The sequence below is a fragment of the Micromonospora sp. NBC_01412 genome, from assembly GCF_045040215.1.
Lineage (GTDB): Bacteria > Actinomycetota > Actinomycetes > Mycobacteriales > Micromonosporaceae > Micromonospora > Micromonospora rubida.
In genome coordinates this window covers 2665190-2681619 of sequence record NZ_CP109528.1, presented here as the reverse complement: position 1 = coordinate 2681619, position 16430 = coordinate 2665190, and the positions used below count along the sequence as shown (strand labels likewise).

The 16430-nt window shown below is 71.2% G+C and carries 14 protein-coding genes and 1 pseudogene; 4 read left to right on the top strand and 11 right to left on the bottom strand.

The features are described 5' to 3' along the window. Nucleotides 1-420: 420 nt before the first annotated feature. Both OG617_RS12210 and OG617_RS12205 read left to right on the top strand, forming a co-directional pair. Nucleotides 421-654, top strand: coding sequence for a hypothetical protein (locus tag OG617_RS12210; RefSeq protein WP_405101371.1), 234 nt, complete (start codon nucleotides 421-423; stop codon nucleotides 652-654). A gap of 1469 nt (nucleotides 655-2123) precedes the next feature. Beyond that, a complete protein-coding gene (locus OG617_RS12205; protein ID WP_405101369.1) occupies nucleotides 2124-3050 on the top strand; it encodes an endonuclease/exonuclease/phosphatase family protein in 927 nt (308 codons plus the stop codon). 93 nt (nucleotides 3051-3143) lie between these two features. Here the strand turns inward: OG617_RS12205 and OG617_RS12200 are convergent, their stop codons facing one another. Both OG617_RS12200 and OG617_RS12195 read right to left on the bottom strand, forming a co-directional pair. Beyond that, nucleotides 3144-3413, bottom strand: coding sequence for a hypothetical protein (locus tag OG617_RS12200; RefSeq protein WP_405103643.1), 270 nt, complete (start codon nucleotides 3411-3413; stop codon nucleotides 3144-3146). After that, nucleotides 3410-3628: a hypothetical protein gene (locus OG617_RS12195; RefSeq protein ID WP_405101367.1), complete on the bottom strand. Its 219-nt coding sequence runs from the start codon at nucleotides 3626-3628 to the stop codon at nucleotides 3410-3412. The genes OG617_RS12200 and OG617_RS12195 overlap by 4 nt, the downstream gene beginning before the upstream one ends. Before the next feature lie 320 nt (nucleotides 3629-3948). Between OG617_RS12195 and OG617_RS12190 the strand changes: the two genes are divergently transcribed. Then, a complete protein-coding gene (locus OG617_RS12190; protein WP_405101365.1) occupies nucleotides 3949-4788 on the top strand; it encodes a helix-turn-helix domain-containing protein in 840 nt (279 codons plus the stop codon). Further along, complete coding sequence (locus OG617_RS12185; protein WP_405101363.1) at nucleotides 4785-4979, top strand: DUF397 domain-containing protein; 195 nt, start codon at nucleotides 4785-4787, stop codon at nucleotides 4977-4979. The genes OG617_RS12190 and OG617_RS12185 overlap by 4 nt, the downstream gene beginning before the upstream one ends. Before the next feature lie 84 nt (nucleotides 4980-5063). Here the strand turns inward: OG617_RS12185 and OG617_RS12180 are convergent, their stop codons facing one another. From OG617_RS12180 to OG617_RS12140, 9 genes and pseudogenes are all read right to left on the bottom strand, one after another. Next, the gene (locus OG617_RS12180; protein ID WP_405101361.1) at nucleotides 5064-6227 is read right to left on the bottom strand and encodes an acyl-CoA dehydrogenase family protein; all 1164 of its coding nucleotides are present in this window, start codon (nucleotides 6225-6227) and stop codon (nucleotides 5064-5066) included. Further along, the gene (locus tag OG617_RS12175; protein WP_405101359.1) at nucleotides 6224-8215 is read right to left on the bottom strand and encodes a biotin carboxylase N-terminal domain-containing protein; all 1992 of its coding nucleotides are present in this window, start codon (nucleotides 8213-8215) and stop codon (nucleotides 6224-6226) included. Before OG617_RS12175 ends, OG617_RS12180 begins: the two co-directional genes overlap by 4 nt. 13 nt (nucleotides 8216-8228) lie before the next feature. Beyond that, on the bottom strand, nucleotides 8229-9830 hold the full coding sequence (locus tag OG617_RS12170; protein WP_405101357.1) for an acyl-CoA carboxylase subunit beta: 1602 nt from the start codon (nucleotides 9828-9830) through the stop codon (nucleotides 8229-8231). Further along, nucleotides 9827-10966: an acyl-CoA dehydrogenase family protein gene (locus OG617_RS12165; RefSeq protein WP_405101355.1), complete on the bottom strand. Its 1140-nt coding sequence runs from the start codon at nucleotides 10964-10966 to the stop codon at nucleotides 9827-9829. Before OG617_RS12165 ends, OG617_RS12170 begins: the two co-directional genes overlap by 4 nt. After that, nucleotides 10963-12702 carry an acyclic terpene utilization AtuA family protein gene (locus tag OG617_RS12160; RefSeq protein WP_405101353.1) on the bottom strand — a complete coding sequence of 580 codons (1740 nt, stop codon included), beginning with the start codon at nucleotides 12700-12702 and terminating at the stop codon, nucleotides 10963-10965. The genes OG617_RS12165 and OG617_RS12160 overlap by 4 nt, the downstream gene beginning before the upstream one ends. Nucleotides 12703-12776: 74 nt before the next feature. Next, nucleotides 12777-13574 (bottom strand): annotated as a pseudogene (locus OG617_RS12155) (TIGR03084 family metal-binding protein); the annotation flags it as partial. A gap of 40 nt (nucleotides 13575-13614) precedes the next feature. Continuing rightward, the gene (locus OG617_RS12150; RefSeq protein WP_405101351.1) at nucleotides 13615-14220 is read right to left on the bottom strand and encodes a TetR/AcrR family transcriptional regulator; all 606 of its coding nucleotides are present in this window, start codon (nucleotides 14218-14220) and stop codon (nucleotides 13615-13617) included. A 495-nt stretch (nucleotides 14221-14715) separates the two neighbouring features. Further along, nucleotides 14716-15459: a metallophosphoesterase family protein gene (locus OG617_RS12145; protein ID WP_405101349.1), complete on the bottom strand. Its 744-nt coding sequence runs from the start codon at nucleotides 15457-15459 to the stop codon at nucleotides 14716-14718. A 181-nt stretch (nucleotides 15460-15640) separates the two neighbouring features. After that, nucleotides 15641-16318, bottom strand: a complete 678-nt coding sequence (locus OG617_RS12140; RefSeq protein WP_161686535.1) for a Crp/Fnr family transcriptional regulator — start codon at nucleotides 16316-16318, stop codon at nucleotides 15641-15643. Nucleotides 16319-16430 lie beyond the last annotated feature (112 nt).

Genomic DNA, 16430 nt, shown 5'->3' with positions numbered 1-16430 from the left:
ACCGCGAGCCGCACCGGCGGCACCGTGTAGCCGCCGGTGCAGGGGCGGACGCCTCACCCGGCGAGACGCGCCGGTTGAACACTGTAAGTAATGGCGGTCGGTGAGGCCCGAGTTGCTACCTTCCGTGACAGCTGGCCGCGCCCTTCGGTACCCCCCTCGCCCGCTTTGCTCTGCTGCCCTCCCGGCAACACCAGCTGCGAGCAGGAGAATCTCCGAATCAACCCAGAGTGACGTCTGTGCGCTGGTTTCACATCGAGTGACTGTTGCCTCCGCCGCAGCAGAGCAAAGGGGTCGAGGAGGGGGTGGACTGTGCCCGGCTTCGATAACCCTTGGTGACTATCTGCGGGATTGTTGGGCTCGCCAGCACCCGCGGCAACGTCTGCCAAGTTCTGAGCCTGCTCGTATGCAATGGAGATTTCGTTGCGCTGGAACAAGTGGATTCGACAGCTCCACCGGTGGGTGTCCATCGCCTTCACGGTGACCGTGGTCATCGGCTTCGTCGCGGCGAGCGGGGCACTGCCCGAATGGGTGTTCTACCTGCCGCTGCTTCCGCTCGCTCTGCTGCTCTTCACCGGCCTGTACATGTTCGTGCTCCCGTACGCCGCCAAGCGGCGCGGCGGGCGAGGCGCGGTGTCGAGGCCAGCCGCGTTGTGACGTCCCGGCCGCCGACGTCGAGTGGCGGCTCGGGATGTCCTGCCCCTGTGTGCTCCTGAGGCAGAACGGGGACCGGTCGGTTCACGGCTGGGCCGGCCGGTCAGTGGCAGAGCACCGTCACGTGGCCGATTCCGCCCAGGTCCGTGACAGTAAGGACCGGGAGGGGTCGGTGCTGTCTTTCGCATCCGGCCAGTGAGCCGGCTTCATCCAAGACATCAAGGGCGGCAATTTTGACGCCCTGAGCAACGTTGCCGGGTGAGGGACCGTCAGTGACGCACCCGGCCGCCGCAAAACGTCTATTGGCTGGCCGTCTTGGCCTACTCCGTCAGCTCCGGCCGATGCAGAGGCTGCCGGACCAGACCGCCTTGAACGTTAACCAGTTGCAGGTAGCTGCACCTGCTGAAAGCGGGACTCCACGGCATTATGGTCCTCCCGCGAGGGATTTCCTATTCTCGTATTCCAACTGATGTCCGCCCCGTCATCTGTAGCAAAAGCAAAGCCGACAGGGAGGTAGGGATGAAGCCGAGGGCCCATAGGGTGATAAGGCCGGCGCGAGGAGCAGTATCCGCAATCCCGCTGCCGTAGATGTACCAGCCCACCCAAGTCAATGCCAGCACGCTCGCCCCAGGGAAAGTGAGTAGGAGGGGTAGCGTCGATCCCAGTATGCTCGGACCTTTTCGGTCTTTTCGCAGCCACTGCTCCCATCGCAGCCCACCTGGCACCTGCTTGCTTAGTTCTTCTGTGATGTACCTAGCCGCCGTCACCGTTCCAAAGTGATATGAAGCAAGGCGCCCGCAAAGTAGGTAAGAGGTGAATGGCACGAGAAGTAAGAGTGCTGTCAGACTCTGTCGGGAGATCGAAAACCCAAATATCGCCGCGGTAATCGTCAATTGCAGTGATAGTGTTTGGTGCTGAGTCTGCACTCTTACTTGAATCTCCTCCCGTAGGGCCAAAAATTCTGCGAGTGGTCCATCCCATTCGGTTCCAGTGCCTCTGCCCCGCGTTCGTGAGTTCATGCGGTAATCGTAGATATCAATGTCTAGGGGGAATTGCTCCACTCTGCACCTGGTGGCCCAAATGCGATGTTTACAACTCTCCCCGAATCATGCATTGGCGCAAAGCCCGGTCCGGTCTACGGACCGGGCGAGGACCGCAGTCATGACTCTCACCGCCAATACGTGGCTGTTCGGCCGGTTCGCGTTGGGCGTCACGTGCTGAGCCACGAAGGTCAGGATCATCTCCCGGCTCACCGGCGCGATCTGCCCAGCGTGTCGGAGATGACGGCGGGCCTGAGCAGGTGACTAAGCCCTTCCGACCTTCCCTCGCGGACGGTGGTGGCCGTTGGTCGAGGGTTGAGTGCAGGCGCCGTGACCGGGCTGAAGGGCCTACTGTGTATGGCTCGCCTGATCGATCTGCTTGTGTCATCATCTTCGATGAATCGGCGACGATCAGTTCGATGGGGGAGACGCATGCGGTTGATGAGGCTCTGTGTCGGCGTGCTCGGCGCGTTCGTCCTCGCCCTCACCTCGGCGGCCCCGGCCTCGGCGGCCACCACGGCAACACACGACCTCTGGGTCTGGAACGTCGCGGGCTGGACCATGCATCGGGCCTCGACCACCGACGGCCTCATTCCGGCCCTGACCGGCTCGATCCGCACCCGGGGCGCCGACTTCGTCGGCCTCAACGAGCTCTGCTACCAGCAGTACCAGGCGATCGTCGCCGACCTGAGGGCCTCCGGCTGGCCGCAGGACTCCGCCAACTTCGCCCGCTTCGAGTCGTCCCGCGACACGGTCTGCAACGGGCAGGCGTTCGGCAATGCCATTTTCAGCAAGGCGCCGCTCGGTTCGGCGAACCGCTACACGTTGCCATCGGATGGCAGTGCCGAGCGGCGGACCCTGCTCTGCGCCCCGCTGTCCGCCCGCCCGCACCTGCGGTTCTGCACCACGCACATCACGCCGTCGAACACGGTCATCAACGGCACGGTGATCAACGTGCAGCAACTGAACTCGGTGCGTAGCCGGCTGGATGCCTTCGCGGCGAACGGTGACACGGTGCTCATTGCCGGGGATTTCAACGCCCAGCCCCACTACGGCCGGCTGGACAACTGGTACGCGCCAAGTCTCAACGTGGCCAACAACGCCGGCAACACCGGCTTCTACCGTGAGTTGGACGACCTGGACTCCCGCTGCGTCGGCTACGGCGAGACCACCGTCGCGGACGGCAGTACCGGCGGGCCGTGCGGCCTCGGCAACAAGATCGACTTGATCTTCGTACGGGAGAACCGGCTCGCGGGCAGCTACACCGCCGACTCGCTGGCCATCCCGACCACCTGCACGATCGGCGCCTGCTCGGATCACCGTGTGGTGACTGGCACGGTGACGGTCAGCATCAACTGAGCATCCTCGCCCCGCCCGCGCCTACCCGGCTGTGTCCATGGCGAGCGCGGCGGAGAGGCTGAGCATGGCCGCGTCCCTGCTGACCTGGGCACACTAGGCTCGCGCAACGGATCTGCGCGGTCCCGGGCGGTGTGCCGGGAGTGGCTGCGTTTGGACGATCAAGCCCGCCGGCTGTACGAAGATCGACCGTTGCGTCACCGCGTCGCCCTTGGCGTTGAGTTGGTAGCCGTCGAGCCAGATCCAGTGGTCGTAGGTGATCCAGTCCTTGTGTACCCGGATCAGCCGGAAGAAGATCGGCTGAACGAACTGCGGGCTCGCCACCCGGGTCACGTGGAAGACCGTCCCGGCGCGGAAGTCGATCACGTCAGCCACCCGAGGAAGCGGCGACGGAGCGTCCCCGCCGGGGCCCAGCTCATGTCCTGGCTGGCGGCCACGTAGTACGAGCCCATGTAGAGCGTCAGGGCGGCCGGCGAGGCCGCGTACTCCTGGAGCAGTTCGTGTCGGCGGGTGGCGCAGGGCCAGGGGGCGGCGCAGCCGCCGCAGAGCCAGATGGGCAGGACGGGACCGTGTTCGGTCACTGGCCCTCACCTGGCCAGTGGCCCCGGTTGATCGGGATCTTGTGTCTATGCCGGCAGGGCAACTCGTTCCCGCACTTGCAGACGTACCGCCACCTGATCCACGACCACACCGGCTTGTGCCGGCGAGCCAGGGTCTGAGCAACGGCTATCAGGTACTGGTCAAAGCTGACACGTCTAGGCATGACCGCTCCTCGCTCGCACGCCGTGGGCTGCGCACCCATTTTGCGCGCGCAGATACGTGGGGTCAATAACGTTGCGCCATGTTGCGCCTACGGCGTGTGTCTGGTGCGCGCGAGGAGGACGGGCGCAGAATGTCGACCATGGAGAGCCCGACCTTCGTGCGGTTCCAGCTCGGCGCACAGCTCAAGCGAGTACGGGAAGAAGCGGACGTAACTGCCGAGCAAGCCGCCGAGGTCATCGAAGTCTCGCCAAGCACCTTGCGCCGGATCGAGCAGGGTCGGGTGGGCTTGAAGGGTCCGGCCTTGAACGCCTTGCTGGACCGGTACGGCGTCGCCGACGCCGAGTTGCGTGAGACGTTGCTGTCGATGGCGCGCACCGGCAAGCAGCGCGGCTGGTGGGCGAAGTATGGCGACCTGCCGAACTCGTACCGCCAGTACATCGGGCTGGAATCCGCAGCGTCCGAGATCCAGAACTTCGAGACGCTGGTAGTTCCCGGCCTACTGCAGACCGCCGACTACGCCCGCGCGATCACCACCGCCGACGCATCTCAGCCGACCCCGCAGGCTGTGGAGGATCGGGTGACCGTGCGGATGAAGCGACAGAAGCTGCTGACCGAGGAACAGCTACGCCTGGTCGCGGTCATCGACGAGGCAGTCCTACGCCGGCAGATCGGTGGAGCCGACATCATGGGCGGTCAGCTCTCCGCCCTGCTCGACGCGCAGAAGCGTTGGAACGTCACCATCCAGGTCATCCCGTTCCGCGAGGGTGCCTACGCCTCGATGGTGTCCAGCTTCCACATCCTCAGCTTCGCGGAAGGTCCGGGTGTGGTGTACATCGAGGGTTTGACCGGCGACCTCTACGCTGAAGGTGAGGACGTGCAGCGCTGCACTCGCGTGTTCAACTCCCTTCGGGCGGCAGCGCTGTCACCTACAGCGTCAACCTCGATGATCAAGCAGATCCGTGACAAGGAGACGCCATGAGGGCGCTTGACAGCCAGTGGCGTACCAGTAGCCGTAGCGGTGGCAACGGCGCGTGCGTGGAGGCGCGATACGTGATCAATGCTGCTCAGGTCCGCGACAGCAAGGACCGGCAGGGGCCGGTGCTGTTCTTCGCGGCCGACCAGTGGACCGGTTTTCTCCAGGGCATCAAGGCCGGGATGTTCGACGCCTGAGAGAAGTTCCGTAGCGACGGATGAATAACTGTGCTCGCTGTGTGCGAATTAGTCGCATGCTCGCGGTCAATTGCGGCTTACTGCTCAATACGACTTGTCCTGGCCGAGCACGTGCTGGGCGACGAAGTTGAGGATCATCTCCCGGCTCACCGGGGCGATTCGCCCAGCCCGCACCGCCCCCAACAGCGTCGCCACCCCGTACTCCGTGGTCATCCCCGCCCCGCCCAACGCCTGCACCGCCGTGTCCACGGCGAGCGCGGCGGCCTCCCCGGCCGCGTACTTGGCCATGTTGCCGGCCACCCCGGCCTCCAGGTCCCGCCCCGCGTCGTACAGCGTGGCCGCCTTGTGGATCATCAGCCGGGCCAGTTCCACCTGCACCGCCGCGTGCGCGAGCGGGTGCGCCACCCCCTGGTGGGAGCCGATGCTCCGGCCGCCCCAGACCTTTCGCGTAGCCGTGTATTCGCTGGCCCGCTCGATGGCGTACCTGCCGGTGCCGACGCCCATCGCGGCGACCGTGATCCGCTCCGGGTTCAGGCCGGCGAACAGCGCGGGCAGGCCGGCGTCCAGCGAGCCGCCGACCAGGGCGTCGGCGGGCAGCCGCACGTCGTCGAGGTAGAGCAGGAACTGGTTCTCCGGGGAGATGATCTCCATGTCCAGCTTGGAGCGGGTCAGCCCGGCCGCGTCGGTCGGCACCACGAACAGCGCGGGCTTGAGCTTTCCGGTGGACGAGTCCTCGGTGCGGGCCACCACCAGCACGTACTGCGCCTCGTCGACGCCCGAGATGTAGCACTTGCGGCCCGAGAGCAGCCAGTCGTCGCCGTCGCGGCGGGCCACCGTGCCGAGGCGGTGGAAGTTCGACCCGGCCTCCGGCTCGGTGATCGCGAAGACCACCTTGAGGGTGCCGTCGGCCATGCCGGGCAGGAAGCGCTCGCGCTGCTCCTCGGTGCCGTGCTTGGTGATGATCGTGGCGACGATGGCGGGGGAGACCACGAGCAGCAGCAGGGGGCAGCCGGCGGCGGCCAGCTCCTCGCAGACGATGGCCAGCTCGGTGATGCCGCCGCCTCCGCCGCCGTACTCGGTGGGGATGTTGACGCCGAGGTAGCCGAGCCGGCCGGCCTCGTCCCACAGCTCGGTGGTGTGCTCACCGGCCTTCGCCTTCTCGACGAAGTAGCCGTGGCCGTACTTGCGGCCCAGCGCCCGGACGGCGTCGCGGAGCTGGTCCTGCTCGGGGGTGAGGTCGAAGTTCATCGGGGGGCCTCCTCGGGGTTGACCACGGCCAGGACTGCCCCCGTGTCGACCTGGCCGCCGGCCGGTACCGGCAGCTCGGCCACCACGCCGTCGGTCGGGGCGAGCACGGGGTGTTCCAGCTTCATCGCCTCCAGGGTCAGCAGCAGGTCACCGGCGGCGACCCGCTGACCGACCTCGACGTGCACCCGGGCCACCGCGCCGGGCAGCGGCGCGAGCAGCGACCCGGCGGCCAGCTCCACGGTGGGCAGCGGGAAGCGCGGCAGCTCGGCCAGGCTCGCCGCCCCGTCCGGGCCGTCCACGAAGACCGCCGACCCCACCCGGTGTACGCGGAAAGCCCGCCGCACCCCGTCGACGTCGAGTGTCACCCGGTCGGGGGTGGCCCCGACGAGGGTGACGGCCGGCGTGTTGTCGCCGGAGTCGTCCCCGGTCATCGGATGGGTCGACCACTCGGCGAGCGTGCCCGCGCGGTCCAGCCGGTACCGGACCTCGATCTCCCCGTGCTGGCCGGCGTAGCGGGTGACCTGCGGGAAGGCTGGCACGTTGCGCCAGCCCGAGGGGAGCCCGGCGAGCACGGTGGCCGTCGACCGGCGGGCCGCCGCCGAGGCGAGCGCGGCGGCGAGGGCCGCGAGGGGCACCCCGTTGGGCGGCAACAGGGGGGCGAACACCTCGTCGTGCCGGTCCAGGAAGCCGGTGTCGACCTCGGCGGCGCGGAACTCCGGGCTGCGCAGCACCCGTACCAGCAGGTCCCGGTTGGTGGTCACCCCGTGCAGCTCGGCCCTGGCCAGCGCGCCGGCCAGCAGCCGGGCCGCCTCCGCGCGGGTCGGGGCCCAGGCGACCAGCTTGGCCAGCATCGAGTCGTAGTGCACGCCGACCGTCGAGCCGTCGACCACGCCCGAGTCGAGGCGCAGTCCACGGGTCGGGGCGAACTCGCCCACCACGCCGGGAACCGCGAAGCGGTGCAGGGTGCCGGTGGCGGGCCGGAAGCCCTGGCCCGGGTCCTCGGCGCACAGCCGTACCTCGATCGCGTGGCCGGTGACGGGCGGGGTGGCCGTCAGCGGCAGCGGGTCGCCCTCGGCGACCAGCAGTTGCAGCCGGACCAGGTCCAGCCCCGTGACCGCCTCGGTGACCGGGTGCTCCACCTGGAGTCGGGTGTTCATCTCCAGGAAGAAGAACTCCCCGTCGGGCGCGAGCAGGAACTCGACCGTCCCCGCGCCGACGTAGCCGACCGCCCGGCCGGCCGCGACCGCCGCGGCGTGCAGCCGCTCCCGTACCCCGTCGGGCAGGACCGCCGGGGCCTCCTCGACGATCTTCTGGTGCCGGCGCTGGATCGAACAGTCCCGCTCGCCGAGGGCCAGCACCGTGCCGTGGGTGTCGCCGAAGACCTGCACCTCGACGTGCCGGCCCCGCTCGACGTACCGCTCGACGAAGACCGTGCCGTCGCCGAACGCCCCGGCCGCCTCACGCCGCGCGGAGGCCACCGCCTCGGCCAGGCCGGCGGCCTCCCGGACGATCCGCATGCCCCGGCCGCCGCCCCCGGCGGACGCCTTCACCAGCACCGGGAAGTCGGTGATCTCGTCGGCGTCGGTCCAGGTGGGCAGCATCGGCACGCCCGCGTCGGCCAGCAGAGCCTTCGCCGCCATCTTGTCGCCCATCGCGGCGATCGCCTTGGCCGGCGGGCCCACCCAGGTCAGCCCCGCGTCGGTCACCGCCGCCGCGAACTCGGCGTTCTCGGCGAGGAAGCCGTAGCCCGGGTGCACGGCGTCCGCGCCGGCCTTCCGGGCCGCGTCGAGGATCAGGTCGATCCGCAGGTACGTCTCGGCGGGCGTGTTCCCCGGCAGGCGTACGGCCTGGTCGGCTTCGGCGACGAACGGCGCGTCCGCGTCGGCGTCGGAGTGCACGGCCACCGTCTCGACGCCCAGGATCCGGCAGGTGGCGAGGACCCGCCGGGCGATCTCGCCCCGGTTGGCCACGAGCAGTCGGGTGATCATGAGTGGCAGCCCCCTACATCCGGAAGACGCCGAAGCCGTCGGCGCCCCTCACCGGTCCGTTGTGGATCGCCGACAGGCAGAGCCCGAGGACGGTACGGGTGTCCCGGGGGTCGATCACCCCGTCGTCGTAGAGCCGGCCGGAGAGGAAGAGCGCCCCGGACTGGGACTCGATCTGCTGCTCGACCATCATCCGCATCGCGGCGTCGGAGTCCTCGTCGTACTCGCTTCCCCGGGCGGCGGCGGCCTGCCGGGCCACGATCGACAGCACCCCGGCCAACTGCGCCGGCCCCATCACCGCCGACTTGGCGTTCGGCCAGGTGAACAGGAACCGTGGCTCGTACGCCCGCCCGCACATGCCGTAGTTGCCGGCCCCGTACGACGCGCCCAGGTTGACCGTCAGGTGGGGGACCTTTGAGTTCGACACCGCGTTGATCATCAGGGCGCCGTGCTTGATGATGCCGCGCTGCTCGTACTCCGTGCCGACCATGTAGCCGGTGGTGTTCTGGAGGAAGACCAGCGGGGTGTCGGAGGCGTTGGCGAGCTGAATGAACTGGGCGGCCTTCTGCGCCTCCTCGCTGAACAGCACGCCCCGGGCGTTGGCCAGCACGCCGACCGGGTACCCGTGCAGCTCGCCCCAGCCGGTCACCAGGGCCGTCCCGTACGCGGGCTTGAACTCGTCGAACTCGCTGCCGTCCAGCACCCGGGCCAGCACCTCGCGCGGGTCGAACGGCACCTTCAGGTCGGCGCTGGCGATGCCGAGCAGCTCCTCCGGGTCGTACTTCGGCGGCTGCGGGACCGGGTTGCGCGGCGGCGGGCCCTGCTTGCGCCAGTTGAGCCGGCGGACGGACTGCCGGGCCAGCCGGATGCCGTCCCGCTCGTCCTCGGCCAGGAAGTCGGCCAGGCCGGACATCGTGGCGTGCATCGCCGCGCCGCCGAGGGACTCGTCGTCGGTGACCTCGCCGGTGGCCATCTTCACCAGGGGCGGCCCGGCCAGGTAGACCTGCGACCGGTCCCGGATCATGATCACGTGGTCGGACATGCCCGGCACGTACGCGCCGCCGGCCGTGGCGTTGCCGAAGACCACGCTGACCGTGGGGATCCGCTCGGCCGAGAGCCGGGTCAGGTCGCGGAACACCCGGCCACCCGGGATGAAGATCTCCGCCTGGGTGGGCAGGTCCGCCCCGGCGCTCTCCACCAAATTGATCATCGGTAGCCGGTTGGTGAGGGCGATCTCGCCGGCCCGCCGGGTCTTCGCGAGCGACCACGGGTTCACCGCGCCGCCCCGTACCGTCGGGTCGTTGGCGACGACCAGGCACTCCACGCCCTCGACCACCCCGATGCCGGTGACCACGCTGGCCCCGACCGGGAAGTCCGTCCCGTACGCGGCGACCGTCGACAACTCCAGGAACGGGCTGTCCGGATCGAGCAGCAGCTCGATCCGCTCCCGGGGGAGCAGCTTGCCCCGCCTGTGGTGCCGGGTCACGTACTTCTCGCCGCCGCCCGCGCGGGCCCGGTCGAGGGCCGCGTCCAGCTCGGCGAGGCGTTCCAGCAGCGCCTCCCGGTTGGCGGAGCAGACCGGCGAGGACGGGTCGAGCGCGCTGTCCAGTGTGGTCACAGGCCCATGCCCTTCGCGATGATCTCGTTCATGATCTCGGTGGTGCCACCGCCGATGCCGAGAATGCGGGCGTCCCGGTAGTGCCGCTCCACCTCGGCGTCGCGCAGGTAGCCGTACCCGCCGTGCAGTTGCAGCGAGGCGTCGACGACGAAATCGCAGGCGGCCACCGCGACGTTCTTCGCCATCGCCACCTCGGTCACCACCGGCTCCCCAACCGCGACCCGCTCGGCCACGTCGTGCACGTACGCGCGGGCTGCCTCGGCGCGGGTGTGCATCTCGGCCAGCCGGTGCCGGATCAACTGCCGGCTGGCCAGCGGCCGGCCGAACGTGGACCGGTCCCGGCACCAGCCCACGGCCAGGTCGACGCAGCGCTGCGCGGTCGCGTACGCCTGGGTGGCCAGCGACAGCCGCTCGGCGGCGAAGTGCTGCACGATCGCCAGGAAGCCGGTGTCCTCCTCGCCGATCCGGTTGGCCACCGGCACCCGCACGTCGGCGAACGCCAGCTCGGCGGTGTCCGAGCAGTGCCAGCCGAGCTTCTCCAGCCGCCGGCCGACGGTGAACCCGGGCGTGTCCTTGTCGATCACCAGCAGGGTGAGCTCCCCGCTGCCGGGGAAGCCGGTGCAGACCGCCGTGGTCACGAAGTCCGCCCGTACCCCGCTGGTGATGTAGGTCTTCGACCCGTTCACCACGTAGTGATCGCCGTCGCGGCGGGCATGGGTGCGGATCGCGGCGACGTCCGACCCGCCGTCCGGCTCGGTGATGGCCAGCGCGCCGATCATCGCCCCGTCGAGCGTGGGCCGGACGTACCGGTCGACCAGGTGCTCGTTCCCGGCCGCGACGATGTGCGGTAGCGCGATGCCGTGCGTGAACAGCGCCGCGACCAGCCCGGACGAGCCGCCCGACCGGATGATCTCCTCGGTCACGACGATCGAGTCGAGCAGGTCGCCGCCGCTGCCCCCGACGGACTGGGGGAACCCGATGCCGAGCAGGCCGAGCCGCGCGGCGGTGGCGTGCAGCTCCCGGGGCACCTCGCCGGCCCGCTCCCAGCCGTCCAGGTGCGGCAGCACCTCCCGCGTGACGAACGCCCTGGTCAGCTCGCGCAGCTGCCGCCGCTCCGGGGTGTCCACGATCGTCACGGGGTCACCTCCCCGGCCGGCCCGGCGTTGTCGGCTGGCGGCTCGGCGCTCCCGGGCGGCCCGGTGGACAGGCCCGCCGGCAGGTCGACCACGCGGGCGCGGAGCAGCTCGCCGAGCGCCTTGGCCTGCGGGTCGAACCGGGTGGACGCGGCCACCCCCTGCCCCAGCAGCCCCCGGAGCACGAAGTTGACCGCCCGCAGGTTCGGCAGCTCGTACCGCTCGACGGTCAGCGCGGCCGTCTCCGGCAGCAGCTCGGCCAGCCGCTCGACCGTCAGCCAGCCGCGCAGCCACGCCCAGGTCGCGTCGGTGCGGGCCCAGACGCCGAGGTTCGCGTCGCCGCCCTTGTCGCCCGAGCGCGCCCCCACCAGCTCGCCCAGCGCCCCTCGGCGGGTGGGGCGGGCGACAGGCCCGTCTGCCGGCGGAGGCTGCGGTACGGACGAGGCCGGCGCACGGGTGGTCGGCGGGGGAGCGATCGGGATCCGCTCGCCGGACGGGAGGACGGCGACGTGCTCGACTTCGCCCTGCGGCACCACGTCGGCGGTGAACACCCCGTACGGGGTGGCGTCGCCGGGCAGCGTGGTCAGCGTGCAGCCCGGATAGGAGGCCAGTGCCAGTTCCACCGCCGCGGCCGAGAACGCCCGCCCGGCCCGCCCCTTGTCGCCGTCGCGCAGGTGTACGTGCAGCAGCGCGCTCGCCGCCTCCGTGTCACCCACGTCCGGGTGGTCGGTGCGGGCCAGGACGAACTCCAGCCCGTCCGTGCCGACGGCCGCCTCGACCTGCCCCCGCACCAGGGCGGCCTTGGCCGGGATGTCCAGCCCGCACAGGACGAACGTCATCGAGTTGCGGAACCCGCCGAGGTTGTTCACCCCGACCTTGAGGGTGTCCGGCGGAGGGGCGCCCCGGACCCCGGTGACCCGGACCCGGTCCGGCCCGTCCGCGTTCAGCTCGACGGTGTCCAGCCGGGTCACCACGTCCGGGCCCAGGTAGTCCGGGCCGCCCACCTCGTACAGGAGCTGGGCGGTGACCGTCTCCACGGTGACCGCGCCGCCCGTGCCGGGGTGCTTGGTGAGCACCGACGAGCCGTCCGGGTGGATCTCCGCGATCGGGAAGCCGGGGCGGTGACCGCCGTCCGGCAGCTCGGTGAAGAAGCTGAAGTTGCCCCCGGTGACCTGCGCCCCGCACTCGATCAGGTGCCCGGCCACGGTCGCCCCGGCCAGCGCGTCGAGATCGTCGCGCCCCCAACAGAACCGGGCGATCGCCGGCCCGACCACCAGGGACGCGTCGGTGACCCGGCCGGTGACCACCACGTCCGCCCCGGCGTCGAGGCAGGCGGCGATCCCGAACGCGCCCAGGTACGCGTTCGCGGTGAGCGCGTCCGGCCGGGCGAGGGCGTCGCCCTCGACGTACCCGATCCTGGCGGTGAGGCCGAGCCGGTCGGCGAGCGACCCGATCGCGGCGGCCAGCCCGGCGGGGTTCAACCCGCCGGCGTTGGTCACGATCCGCACCCCGCGCTCCAACGCGGTGCCGAGGCAGTCCTCCAACTGGCGCAGGAACGTCTTCGCGTACCCGAGGCCGGGGTCGCGCAGCCGGTCCCGACCGAGGATCAGCATGGTCAGCTCGGCCAGGTAGTCGCCGGTCAGCACGTCCAGCTCGCCGCCGTCGAGCATCTCCCGCCAGGCGGTGGACCGGTCGCCGTAGAAGCCGGACGCGTTGCCGACCCGCAGCGGCGCGGTCACGCCGTAGCCCCGGCCGGCCGGCCCCGCTCGCCCTGCTCGGCTTGGTCGGCCTGCTCGGCTTGGTCGGCCTGGTCGGTCCGCTCGGCCAGTGGCTCGCGGCCGGAGCCCGGCGGCCCGGCGAACGCCTGCGCCACGTCGAGCCACTCGTCGGCGACCGGTCCGGCGGCGACCAGGGCCAGGTCGGCGCGGTGCCGGCGCTGGGTGACCAGCAGGCAGAAGTCGCGCGCCGGCCCGGTGACCCGGTCGGCGGCGTCCGCCGGGCCGTGGGCCCACGTGCCGCCGCCCGGCGCGGCGAGTTCCAGGCGCACCGGCGCCGTCGGCACCGCCCGGCCGTGGGCCGCGAAGCCGTGCCCGAGGGTACGGAAGCCGAGGTGCGCGACGTGCCGGAGTCGGCCGGTCGGGGCGCGGGTGATGCCGAGCGCGTCGGCCACGTCCTCGCCGTGCGCCCAGGTCTCCATGATGCGGGCGGTGGCCATCGAGGTGGCCGACATCCGGGTGCCGTACCAGGGCAGTTTCTCCCCGGCCGGGACGGCGGCGAGGGCCTCGGCCAGCGCGGCGCGGCCCGCCCGCCAGCGGGCCAGCAGCTCGGCCGGCGGGGCGAGGAACTGCTCCGCGCCGTCGTCGACCAGCCGGGTCAGGTCGGGGGCCGAAGCCACCGACGCGAAGAACGCGTCCGGGTCGGTGGCGGCGAGCAGGGCGACGTGGTCGGTCCAGGCCAGGTGGGCGATCTGGTGGGCGACCGTCCAGCCGGGCGCCGGGGTGGGTCGCGCCCAGCCGTCCGGGGACAGGGGGCCGACCAGGGCGTCCAGCTCCCCGGACTCGCCGGTCAGGTCGGTGAGCAGGTCCGTGAGCAGGTCCGTGCGGTCGACCATGGGACCTCCAGGGCTGGTCGGGCGGGCCTCGGCGGCCCGGTCAGGGCGTGAGCAGGGCGGCGAGCTGGCGTTTCCAGGTGCTGAGCAGGGCGGCGCGGCGGGTCGAGTCGTCGGTGAGCAGGTTGGCCACCCCGAGCCCGCGCAGCAGGTCGAGGGTGGCCTGCACGGCCTCCCGGACGCCGGGACGGCGCTCGTCGACGCCGAGCAGGGAGACCGTCAGCCGGTGCATCTCCCGGCCCACCTGCGTCTCCAGCGGGACCAGAGCGCCGCGCAGCTCGGCGTCGGTGCGGGCGGCGACCCACAGTTCGAGCGCGGCGACGAAGAGCGGCCCGGTGAACGCTGCGCCGAGCAGGTCGATCACCCGGTCGAGCCGCTGTGGCCCGGCGGGCAGCGCCTCGGCCTCGATGCGCAGCTCCTCGGCCCGACGCTCGGCGAGGTGCGTGACGGCGGCGGTGACCAGGGCGGCCTTCGTGGGGTAGTGGTGCAGCTGGGCGCCCCGGGAGACGCCGGCCCGGGCCGCCACCACGGTGGTGGTCGTGCCCGACCAGCCGTGCTCGACGAGGCAGTCGACGGTCGCCTCCAGCAGCCGGGCCTGGGTTGCGCGGCTGCGTTCCTGCTGAGGGACACGGGTCGATGCGGCGGTCACGGGGACAGCGTGCCGGTGAAGAAACAAACAGTCAAGACTGACTTTTTTGCGCGGGGAAGATGGGCGGTGCCCAACGGCCTCGGCGTGGGTGGGTGGCGCCCTCCGCGCCGGTGCGACGGGGGCGTGGGGTAGGCCTCCCGCCGGCTGCGACACGGTGCGTGGGTGCCCTCCGCGCGGTGGCTGTGCGGTGGTCCCTCCGCGCGGTGCGCGGTGGCTGTGCGTGGTCTGGTCGCGGTGTGCGTGGTGAGTGTTCTCTGCGCGGGGAGTGCGTGCGCCGTTCTCCTGCGGTGGGTGTCCTTCGCGCGCCCTTTGGAGCTGATGTCGTAAACGACTCGCCCGGGGCGATGTCGTAGACGACTCAGCTCCAAAGCGTCCTGCCGAGGGGGCCCGACCCCAGCAGGGTGCCCGGCGGCCTGCTCGCCGCCTTCGCCGACCTTGCTCGCCGTCTCCATCTGCCGGTTGGGCCGGGTGGGGCAGCCGAGCCGGCCGGCGGGGTCAGCGGCCGTCGCGGGGGCCGAAAACGGCGAGCGCGTCCGCGTCGCTGTGCCGGGAGCGCAGGTACTCGTCGGCCCACGCGGCGGCGTCCGGGAAGCCCGACTCCGCCGCGACCCGGGCGCACGCGGCGTCGACGTCGAACGCCGTCCGCCGTAGCTGCACCCCGGGCCCGAGCAGCGCCCAGTCCGCGCCGGGGCCGCCGTACGGCATGCCGACGCTGCCCGGGTTGACCACCAGGCGGCGGTCGACCAGTCGGGCGAACGGCATGTGGGTGTGCCCGCAGACCACGGCCCGGACCCCGGCCGGGACGCCGGCCAGGACCTCCGCCCAGCGGGCCATCCGGGAGTCGACGAGGACGGCCTCCTCGTCGTCGCGGGGCGTGGCGTGGCAGAACAGCACCTCGCCCAGCCCGGCGACCGACAGGGTCACCGTCGGCGGGAGCGCGGCCAGCCGGGCCACCTGGTCGTCGCGGAGCTGCCCCGCGGCCCAGTTCGACACCTCGATCGCGGACGGCTTCCCGGCCCGCGCCTCGACCAGTTCCCGGTCGGCGTTGCCGCCCACCCAGCAGGCCCGGTCGCCCAGCCCGCTGAGCAGGTCCAGCACCTCGACGGGCTGGGGGCCGGCGGCGATGTCGCCGGTGAGCACGATCAGGTCGGCGGCGGCGACGTCCGGCTCTGCCAGCACGGCCTCCAGCGGAGGTAGCGCGCCGTGGACGTCGGACAGGACGGCGATACGTTCCAGCATCGTCTCACCGTCCCGCCCGCCGGCCGCGTCGTCCAGCGTTTCTGCTCTGGACAGACGGGACGGGCCGGCCGGTCCAGTCCGTCCCGGCCCGGACCTTCGCCCAGCGGGCGCACCGGGAGCGTGGCCCCGGTGCGCCGAAAGATTCAGCAGTGCTGCGTTGGGCGGACCGCGCGGGGAGCTGTCAGACCCGCGCGCGGCGGGCCAGGCGCTCCGGGTCCAGGATGATGATGCTCTTGCCGTCCAGCCGCAGCCAGCCGCGCGAGGCGAAGTCGGCGAGCGCCTTGTTGACGGTCTCCCGGGAGGCGCCGACGAGCTGGGCGATCTCCTCCTGGGTCAGGTCGTGGGTCACCCGCAGCACGCCGCCGTCGCGGGTGCCGAACCGGCCGGCCATCTGGAGCAGGTTCTTCGCGACCCGCCCCGGCACGTCGGTGAAGATCAGGTCGGCCAGCGAGTCGTTCGTCCGGCGCAGCCGGCGGGCCAGCACCCGCAGCAGCTGCTCGGCGATCTCGGGCCGGTTGTTCAGCCACGGACGCAGGGCCTGCTTGCGCAGCCGCACCATCCGGGTGTCGGTCACCGCGGTGGCCGTGGCCGTCCGGGGACCCGGGTCGAAGAGCGACAGCTCGCCGACCATGTCCGACGGGCCCATCACGGCGATCAGGTTCTGCCGGCCGTCGGCGGCACGCCGCCCAACCTTGATCTTGCCGGACAGGAGGATGTAGAGACTGTCGCCGGGCTCGCCCTCGTTGAACACGACCTCGCCCTTGCGGACCTCGATCGTCTCCATCTCCTTGGCGAGCGCCTCGGCAGCCTCCGGGTCGACTCCCTGAAAAATTCCGCTGCGGGCCAGTACTTCGTCCATCGCGCACCTCCGCCTACGCGTGCCGTCCGTCGGCCGGGTCCGCCGTCCGCTGATCCCTCGCGCTCGGCCAGTCTAGGCGCACGTGAGCGGCAATCAGAGGTGCACCCCTGGA